Origin of the sequence: Acinetobacter sp. UBA2063 (assembly GCF_002333245.1) — a bacterium.
Taxonomy (GTDB): Bacteria; Pseudomonadota; Gammaproteobacteria; order Pseudomonadales; family Moraxellaceae; genus Acinetobacter; species Acinetobacter parvus.
Genome location: NZ_DDAH01000142.1, coordinates 1 through 2,609 on the forward strand (window position 1 = coordinate 1; position 2,609 = coordinate 2,609).

4 protein-coding genes are annotated in these 2,609 nt (G+C 39.1%); 1 reads left to right on the forward strand and 3 read right to left on the reverse strand.

The window, feature by feature from the left end; genetic code table 11:
• A partial coding sequence (locus B4H32_RS06495; RefSeq protein ID WP_286800938.1) for an MFS transporter occupies nucleotides 1–997 on the forward strand: 997 nt, incomplete at its 5' end.
• A 34-nt stretch (nucleotides 998–1,031) separates the two neighbouring features.
• On the opposite strand, the gene B4H32_RS06500 is transcribed toward B4H32_RS06495, so the two are convergent.
• From B4H32_RS06500 to B4H32_RS06510, 3 genes are read right to left on the reverse strand one after another with little or no spacing between them, the layout of a single operon-like run.
• Nucleotides 1,032–1,457 (reverse strand): YqaA family protein, encoded by a 426-nt coding sequence (locus tag B4H32_RS06500; RefSeq protein WP_004683042.1) that lies wholly within the window; start codon nucleotides 1,455–1,457, stop codon nucleotides 1,032–1,034.
• Between the two features lie 5 nt (nucleotides 1,458–1,462).
• Entirely contained in the window at nucleotides 1,463–1,873 is a 411-nt protein-coding gene (locus tag B4H32_RS06505; RefSeq protein WP_004675682.1) for a hypothetical protein, read from the reverse strand.
• A 3-nt stretch (nucleotides 1,874–1,876) separates the two neighbouring features.
• Nucleotides 1,877–2,494, reverse strand: coding sequence for a glutathione S-transferase N-terminal domain-containing protein (locus B4H32_RS06510; RefSeq protein WP_004675680.1), 618 nt, complete (start codon nucleotides 2,492–2,494; stop codon nucleotides 1,877–1,879).
• Nucleotides 2,495–2,609 lie beyond the last annotated feature (115 nt).

The window sequence follows — 2,609 nt, forward strand, 5'->3', positions numbered from 1 at the left end:
ATTCTTTTCCATTCCTTTACCTTTGGTTCTTTGGGGCTTATTCCATTTCCATGGCTTAGAAAAAATTGGTATTAGCACACTTTCTTGGGGCATTTATGCTGTCATATTTGCCTTAGGTACTATTCGGGGTTTTTACAATCCATCAGCAACCTCACTCAAACCCTTTTTAATTCCCCGTGAGCTTTATGCCAATGGTGCGACATGGACCACGATTGGCTGGCAAAGTGGTGTCATTATCGGGCCAATGTTGGGTGGCTTTATGTTGGCATTTCTGGGACGCGAAACGAGCCTTTTTGCAGTATCAACATTATTGGCAATCTGCTTTATTTTGATTAATTGCTTACAGAAACGAACATTCCCAAAAATGGAAACTGAGAATGTCTTACAAAGCCTGACCGATGGTTTTCGCTTTATTTGGAAAACCAAAATTGTTTTGTGGGCAATTTCACTTGATCTGGTATCAGTATTATTTGGTGGTGTGATTGCCCTACTGCCGATCTTTGCTGAAGAAATTCTAAAAGTAGGCCCTGAGGGCTTAGGCTATTTAAGAGCAGCCCCCTCTATCGGTGCCCTGATAACCATGATTGTACTGACCAAGTTCCCGCCAATGCACCATGCTTGGCGGAATATGTTATTGGCTGTCGCTGGCTTTGGTATTTTTACCATTCTGTTCGCCTTTTCAAACAATATGTGGCTATCCCTGTTTGCTCTCGCAATGACGGGTGCCTGTGATAGTATTTCGGTTGTTGTTCGTCAAACTGTGCTACAAATTTTCCCGCCTGAAAATATGCGCGGTCGAGTGGCTGCGGTAAATGGAATGTTCGTTTCATCGAGTAATGAACTCGGGGCTTTTGAATCAGGTCTGGCAGCCAAATACCTCGGAACAATCACTGCAACCATTTTTGGTGGCTGTATGACGCTTGCGGTTGTGACCTATTGCTGGTTTAAAACCAGCGATTTATTTAAAGTCGATATTACTAAAGGTACTGATCATTAAAGGTGTTTTAGGGAAAGTGAAACTTTCCCTTTTTTCAAAAAACTCCAAGATATAACACATACAATGTTAAATAACGCCCACCTTTGGCAATCGTCACAATGAACAGGAATCGCCAAAAGTTTTCTTTCATCAATCCTGCAATCAAGGTAATTGGATCACCAATCACAGGTGTCCAACTCAGTAGAAGTGAATAAAAACCATATTGATGATAAATCTGTTGTGCCTGCTCTAAACGCCGTCCAGAAACAGGAAACCATTTTTTATCTTTAAAATGTTCAATTTTCACTCCTAACCACCAGTTCACACATGAACCCAGCACATTGCCCAATGTTGCCACCAATAAAAGATAGAAAGGGTTGGACAATCCCTGTACCAACAGTGTCATAAACACGGCTTCGGACTGCAAGGGAAGTAAAGTGGCAGCCCCAAAAGCAGAGATAAATAATAGAAAATACGACATTTAACTTAAAACTTTGTAGGACGTAACACAGCATAGTTAAATAATGAAAAAATGAATGGGAGTAAAAATCCGCACCAAAAGGTAAGGTCAGAATCTATGAGTTTCTGAAACAAGCTAAACTCAACACCCTCTCCTCGTGGTAAATCATGATAAAGATAGGACAATAGCATCAGATAAATACTTAAACATCCGACAAAAATAAATGTAGTCAGATATGAGTTTTTTGTCTCAAGCTGTAGCCAGGCAAAGACTGATGAAAAGAACAATCCAACGACACTGATAAAGATAAAAAACAACTGACCACTAACATCGTAGCCCCACAAATTTTGCATCATTCCACATAAAATTGCTGTCACAAACAACAATCCCATCGCAACCCACCAATGTATCCAATAACGATTTTGAGTCATATGCATATCTTAGACCTGAATTGACAATGCTTTCTGTATCGCAGGACGGGCGGTTAAACGTTCAATATAGTCTTGCACATAAGGATAATCTTCCAGTTGAATCCCTTGCCATTCATGGCGCAATACCCAAGGCAAGATTGCCATATCCGCAATTGAATACTCACCCGCCACGAACTTCTGACCAATCAATTGCTTATTTAAAACAGTGTAAAGACGCTTAGTCTCATTGATATAACGATCAATGGCATAAGGAATACGTTCAGGTGCAAATTTATTAAAATGATGATTTTGCCCCAGCATTGGACCAAACCCACCCATTTGCCACATTAACCATTGCTCTACTTCAACTCGCTCTTGTTCATCCGTAGGATAGAATAATCCAGTCTTCCGACCTAAATATTGTAGGATTGCACCTGATTCAAATACAGAAATCGGTTCACCATTTGGTCCATTTTGATCAACAATCGCAGGAATTTTATTATTTGGCGAAATACGTAAAAAATCAGGTTGAAATTGGTCATTTTCCAAAATATTAATTGGAAAAATTTGATAATCCAAGCCCATTTCCTCAAGTGCAATGGCTATTTTATGTCCATTGGGTGTTCCCCAATAATAAAGATCAATCATTTTAAAATTATTCTCCATACAGCGTAGATGGTGGCTCTTCACACACCTTAATAGATTTAAAAAGAAACAACAAGTTTTGCAAATTAAAAATAATTTTTTATAATTATCAATTATA